The sequence below is a fragment of the Coprococcus sp. RTP21281st1_F1_RTP21281_210402 genome (genome assembly GCF_040915325.1).
GTDB classification, from domain to species: domain Bacteria; phylum Bacillota; class Clostridia; order Lachnospirales; family Lachnospiraceae; genus Coprococcus; species Coprococcus aceti.
Genome location: NZ_JBCPDQ010000012.1, coordinates 1 through 6,231, shown reverse-complemented (window position 1 = coordinate 6,231; position 6,231 = coordinate 1). Strand labels below are relative to the sequence as shown.

Genomic DNA, 6,231 nt, shown 5'->3' with positions numbered 1-6,231 from the left:
ACGCATAACCGGTACCATAGACAGATTTGGGATAGACAGAAGCTATATTGAGATAGAGCTCACAGAAAGTGAGGATTATCAGAATTATGAGATCATGTCAAGCGTGATAGAAAGACTCAAGGAACGAGGCATAAGTACATCCATAGATGATTTTGGCACAGGATTTTCTTCACTCAACATGATCAAAAAGGTTGACCTTGATACCATCAAGATAGACAAATCGCTGATACCTTTTGACGATGTAAACAATAATAAGCACCAGGATATAGTAATGTTTTCAAGCATAATAAACCTCATAGGCAGACTCGGGAAAAAGTCAGTTGCGGAGGGCGTTGAAACAACTCAGCAGCTTGACTATCTGGAAAAGCTTGGCTGTGATATAGTACAGGGATATGTGTTTGACAAGCCCCTGCCAAAGGATGAATTTGAGCAAAGGCTGGAATCGGGATATTAAAAAGCGGCAATGGAGCCATATGAACTCCATTGCCGCTTTTTGTGTATGTAGTAAAACGGTAAAATATATATACATGGGGACTTGTTTCTTCACCGGGAAAATGATAAAACTGTTGAGAGGATTGATAAAGAAACACAGAAAAAACTGCTGCTTGAGATGGGGGTTGCCAGGGAAGTGGCTGACCGTGTTATATTTATGGCTAACGGGATCATAGTCGAGGATGGAACCCCGGAGCAGCTGTTCGGAAACCCGCAGAATGACAGGACAAAGGCGTTTCTCAGTTCAATTCTCAACACATAATAGAGTGCCTGTATGTTGTATGCTGTGGCACTGACTAAAAAGAACGAGAGGTTTCACAGATGAAGAGTAGACAGGTAAGGAATTCACTGCTGCTAGTTTTGACAGCTTTTATATGGGGCGTAGCCTTTGTTGCGCAGAGACAGGGAGGAGATGCGGTTGGACCGTTCTCTTTCAACGGAATAAGGTCACTGATTGGCGGTGCTGTTCTTATACCGGTCATATTTATAATTGACAGGGTAAAACCATCTGATAGGAAACCGAGTAATAGATCAGATAGAAAGAGACTTGTGATTGGAGGTATATGCTGTGGAACTGTTCTGTTCCTGGCAAGCTCTGCACAGCAGCTTGGACTTTATATGGGAACACCGGCGGGAAAAGCGGGATTTCTCACAGCGTGTTACATATTGCTGGTTCCAATTCTGAGTCTGTTTTTGAAGAAGAAATGTGGCTGGAATATATGGCTTGGAATAGTTATAGCTGTGGTGGGGCTTTATCTGCTTTGTATGAGCAGCTCACTGTCATTTCAGAGCAGTGATCTTATGGTGCTTGTATGTGCATTGCTTTTTGCAGTACATATACTTGTGATAGACCATTTCTCACCGCTTGTGGATGGAGTCAGAATGTCATGTATACAGTTTTGGGTATGCGGGATTCTCAGCATATTCCCGGCGTTTTTCTCGGAGATGCATCATAGTGTGGCTGGAATTGCGGCATGGGTGCAGCCTCTCGGTACATTGAGTGCGTGGATTCCGATACTCTATGCAGGAGTGTTGTCATGTGGCGTGGCATATACACTTCAGATAGTTGGACAGAACGGACTAAATCCCACTGTCGCTTCAATGATCATGAGCCTTGAGTCGGTATTCTCTGTCATTGCCGGTTGGATCATCCTTGGAGAACGTATGGGGGTAAGACAGCTTGCAGGATGCGGGCTGATATTTGCCGCAATACTTCTGGCACAGATCCCGGTCGGACGAGGAAAGAAAGAGATGGCATGAACGTCTTGAGAGCCGATGATAAAAATACTTTGTTTTCACAAGAAAAGATATGCAGCGGGCGTACATATATCGTTGAAACACTTGAAAAAAATGCGAGTTTTTATTTACTTGCAAAAATGGGTTGACATTAAAATACTTCAGTGCTAGTTTAGGTACCGAACAAAGAGCAAATGCAAAGAACAGAATACGGTCGTCAAAGATCGCATACTTCAGAGAGCCGCCGGTTGGTGTGAGACGGTGTATGTCCTTGATGATTATCCTCTGCGAGCAGTGCACTGAATTCCCTGGTCATGAGATGCCAGAGACATTAGGTGTCACCGGTTTTCTACCGTTACATAGAAGCTTATTTCAATAGACAGTGAGTAGTGGTCAGGCGAGATAAGGTCAGAGAGGTCATCCTTTTATGATGGCAAATAAAGTGGTAACGCGGAAGTATACAGGCTTTCGTCTTTATGAGATTGCATAAAGACGAAAGCCTTTTTTAATTTACTCTTTGCAAAAATGAGATATCGCCATAAGGCGTGAGAAAGGAGAAAGATATGAATAGTTTGGTAATTGTTCTTATCGCAGTAGTAGTTTTAGGTGCTGGCTATCTGGGCTATGGAAGATGGCTTGCAAAGAAATGGGGTGTAGATCCAAATGCAAAGACACCAGCAGTTGCAAATGAGGATGGCAAGGATTATGTACCATCATCAAAGCTTACAGTATTTGCACATCAGTTTTCATCGATAGCAGGTGCCGGCCCTGTCCAGGGACCTATCATCGCAGCCATGTTCGGATGGGTACCAGTTTTACTCTGGCTGCTTGTCGGAGGCGTATTCTTTGGTGCAGTTCAGGATTTTGGTTCACTTTACGCATCAGTTAAAAATGGTGGTAAGTCAATAGGACTTGTCATCGAGAAGTACATAGGCAAGGCAGGAAGAAGATTCTTCTCACTGTTCTGCTGGCTCTTTACACTTCTTGTTATAGCAGCATTTACATCGATGGTTTCATCGACATTTAACGGTTTCACAGCAGGCGCTGACGGAGCTGTGACAAAGAACTTCAATGGTGCTGCAGCTGCTACAGTTTCAATGCTGTTCATAGTAGTAGCCATGGTATTCGGTGTGGTTATGAAGACATGCAAGAATATGAAGGAGTGGCTCAAAGCTATAGTAGCTATCGTCCTCATCGTTGCAATGTTTGCAGTAGGTATGAAATGTCCTTGGTACTTAAATGGTGACCAGTGGAATTACGTAATCATGGCTTACCTCTTCCTCGCATCAGTTCTTCCAATGTGGTTACTCATGCAGCCAAGAGATTACATGACAACATTCATGCTCATCGGTATGTTAGTTGGTGCATTTGTCGGAGTTCTGGTAGGACATCCTGATATGAACCTGAATGCATTCAATGGTTTCACAGTTGTATCATCAACAGGAGCTAAGAGTTATCTGTTCCCAACACTGTTTGTAACGATCGCCTGTGGTGCGGTTTCCGGTTTCCACAGCCTTGTTTCATCAGGAACATCATCTAAGACAGTAAGAAATGAAAAAGATATGCTTTTCGTAGGTTACGGCGCAATGATCCTTGAGACGCTCCTCGGAGTTATCTCACTTATAGTAGTTGGTGCTGTCGCAGTTGGCGGCAAGGCTCCAGAGGGTCTTACACCTTTCCAGATCTTCTCACAGGGTATCGCAGGATTCCTCGAGAAGTTCGGACTTCCAAACTCAGTTGCAAATGTATTCATGACAATGTGTGTATCAGCACTTGCTCTTACATCACTTGACTCAGTTGCACGTATCGGACGTATGTCATTCCAGGAGCTCTTCATGGGAGACACAACAGATACATCCAAGATGCCTGTATGGCAGAAGATACTTACAAACAAGTATTTTGCAACAGTTATAACACTGTTCTTTGGTTATCTTCTCTGCAAGGGTGGATATTCAAATGTATGGCCACTCTTCGGATCAGCAAACCAGATGCTTGCAGCCCTTGTACTTATAGGCGTAGCAGTATTCCTCAAGGCAACAAACAGAAAGCACGCAATGCTCTACCCACCTATGCTGATAATGCTTGCTGTTACATTTACAGCTATCGTGCTCAATGTAATAGGCAATGTACAGAAGTTCCAGGCTGGAACAGCAACATTCCTTGTAGAGGGACTTCAGCTTATAGTAGCAGTATTCCTTATCGTGCTTGGTATCATCGTGGCCATCACATGTATCAAGAAGCTCGTTCTTATGAAGAAGGAGAATGCTGAGAAGGCAGAGGCTTAATAGATGAGTGGGGGGAATCCCCGATAAAGATTTTAAATATAATACCTACCAAAAAATCAGGCAATTGGTGAAATACCGATTGTCTGATTTTTTATGTTTACATGGCATGGCTGTAACCAACATTAAGGATTGACAGGCTGAAGTCTTTGAAGGAAAATAATAGGGGAAATGAGGGATGTCATTCTCTTTGAGATCTTTGGACATCTGGAATAGTGGAGGAAATATAGGTATGATACAGGATATAGAACCACAGAGGTTTAATAATCAATATAGTAACAGGAGAGAACCAGAGGATCACGATATGGTTCTCTCTTTTTCTGAGAAAATGATATTTGCGAAAGTTATGGATGATGAGAACCTGCTTGGGTTTATGACGTATGGAGAACTGCAGAAAATAACCGGATGCGATAGGAAAATAGGGGATCTGGTTTATCTCTTTTCAATAGATGATACCGCATATTTTATGTGGAATGGAGATAACAGACTTGCTGCCCCGGGCTATGAATACCGAAGCATGTATAAGACAAGGGCTTGCTATCCGAAGACTGCGGTTCTTGCGGCGGCGACAGGCTGGCATCTGTCGCTTTGGTACAGGACCAACAGGTTCTGTGGTGCCTGTGGAGAGAGAACTGTTCATGATGAGAAAGAGAGGATGCTCAGATGTCCGTCATGCGGCAGGCTGATATTTCCAGTCATAGCTCCTGCTGTCATAGTGGGCGTGATCGACGGCGACAGGATCATACTTACCACATATGCGGGCAGGGAGTACAAGAGATATGCCCTGATAGCGGGATTTACCGAGATAGGGGAGAGCGCTGAGCAGACCGTCAGACGGGAGGTCATGGAGGAGGTCGGCATCAGCGTTAAGAATATCACTTATTACAAGTCACAGCCATGGGGCTATGACAGCAATCTTCTCATGGGTTATTTCTGTCAGGCAGACATACCGGAGGGCGGTGACGGACATCTGACCATAGACAGACAAGAGCTTGCAACCGGAGAGTGGGTGAACCGTGATGATATTCCAGACTATCCGGAGCACCTGAGTCTCACACATGAGATGATGGTATACTTTAAAGAGCACGGACAGGAAGTGTTTAAGTGACAAATAGAGTTAAGATGTAATATCCATTGAATATCCGGACGGGTGGTCATTGTCGTTTTCAAGTTACACACGGAGTTAAGATCGCTGTTTATTGCAGGACTCACTACAAATACCCTACGGGCAGAAAAAAGATTATTTAAGTTTTAAACGGTTGTGTAAATGTATGGAGTTATTGTATTATAGACAAATCAAGGATATGGATACTTGAGAAAAATATGGGAGAATGTTTCTTTATATAATAAGACATTAAAAATGGGCTTATATCGAGAAAAAAGGGGTAAATGGAATATGAAAAAGACAGGAATTGTGATATGTGTGCTTGCGGCACTGGTGGGACTTGCGGGATGTTCATCAGTGGTAAGCAGTGATAAAACAGATAGAACCAAATCGGGTATAGAGAGTCAAGGAAAGTTCAAGGTCAATACGCCGGATGAGGAGTGGTTCAAGGAGACTGCCCTAGATGTGGCGGCTTCGGTGAACGAACTTGCAAATGATGAAGCTTATATAAAGATAATGGGCGGAAGTGACGAGGTTGCTGAAGTCGCAAGTGACTGGGGGGATAATATAGCCGACACAAGTGGCAAGATTGCAGTTGTGATAATCTCGGATAAAGCAGCAAAATTCATTATGGGGCAGACTGATGGTGAAACGTCCCTGTCCGATACGGCTAGAGACCGTGTTGAAAAAAATGCGTGCTTGGCATTTGGAAATTATGTGACCGCCAGCGCTGGGGGAGCGAGTGCATTGGCGGCCTCATCAATACTTAGGTATGATCAGGCGTATGTAGTAAGTGAACCGGTGCTGGATCAGGTGTGGGTGATCCCAGCTGGGGAGGAATGTGCACTGTGGATAGCCTATAGTAACTGTGGTGACGGAATAGTGAGCGTGAGTGGAAGTTACATGGCACTCCCTGATGGTCAGACTGTGGAGGAGGCTGCGGATTCACTGTTCAGCACGTGGGGGTTAGAAGTAGAGGTGCACGAGTGGTAAAGTCACTTTGATATATGTGTTTTAAATAAACGGCGGAGACAATGACTGATATGTACCCTCTTTACTGGACAACCAGTAAGGAGGGTATTTTTATGCGTTATAGTTATGAGTTTAAAATGATGT

Annotated in this window: 5 protein-coding genes, 1 pseudogene and 1 other annotated feature; all 6 genes and pseudogenes read left to right on the top strand. The window is 43.9% G+C overall.

The window, feature by feature from the left end; translation table 11 throughout:
• Window positions 1–454 (top strand): EAL domain-containing protein (locus AB5150_RS13925; protein ID WP_368292076.1); only part of this gene is annotated, 454 nt, incomplete at its 5' end.
• Window positions 455–607: 153 nt separating this feature from the next.
• A pseudogene (locus AB5150_RS13920) lies at window positions 608–754 on the top strand (polar amino acid ABC transporter ATP-binding protein); the annotation flags it as partial.
• Window positions 755–813: 59 nt separating this feature from the next.
• The gene (locus tag AB5150_RS13915) at window positions 814–1,752 is read left to right on the top strand and encodes a DMT family transporter (RefSeq protein ID WP_015534050.1); all 939 of its coding nucleotides are present in this window, start codon (window positions 814–816) and stop codon (window positions 1,750–1,752) included.
• Between the two features lie 166 nt (window positions 1,753–1,918).
• Window positions 1,919–2,207: a binding site (T-box leader), on the top strand.
• Window positions 2,208–2,291: 84 nt separating this feature from the next.
• The gene (locus AB5150_RS13910; protein WP_022216075.1) at window positions 2,292–4,013 is read left to right on the top strand and encodes a carbon starvation protein A; all 1,722 of its coding nucleotides are present in this window, start codon (window positions 2,292–2,294) and stop codon (window positions 4,011–4,013) included.
• A 229-nt stretch (window positions 4,014–4,242) separates the two neighbouring features.
• Entirely contained in the window at window positions 4,243–5,118 is an 876-nt protein-coding gene (nudC, locus tag AB5150_RS13905; protein ID WP_055274084.1) for an NAD(+) diphosphatase, read from the top strand.
• A gap of 288 nt (window positions 5,119–5,406) precedes the next feature.
• A complete protein-coding gene (locus AB5150_RS13900) occupies window positions 5,407–6,108 on the top strand; it encodes a hypothetical protein (protein ID WP_015534046.1) in 702 nt (233 codons plus the stop codon).
• The last annotated feature ends 123 nt before the right edge of the window (window positions 6,109–6,231 follow it).

Bases quoted from the DNA above. Each gene is read 5' to 3' on its own strand.
- nudC (WP_055274084.1), top strand. From the start codon at position 4,243: ATGATACAGGATATAGAACCACAGAGGTTTAATAATCAATATAGTAAC.
- AB5150_RS13915 (WP_015534050.1), top strand. From the start codon at position 814: ATGAAGAGTAGACAGGTAAGGAATTCACTGCTGCTAGTTTTGACAGCT.
- AB5150_RS13910 (WP_022216075.1), top strand. From the start codon at position 2,292: ATGAATAGTTTGGTAATTGTTCTTATCGCAGTAGTAGTTTTAGGTGCT.
- AB5150_RS13900 (WP_015534046.1), top strand. From the start codon at position 5,407: ATGAAAAAGACAGGAATTGTGATATGTGTGCTTGCGGCACTGGTGGGA.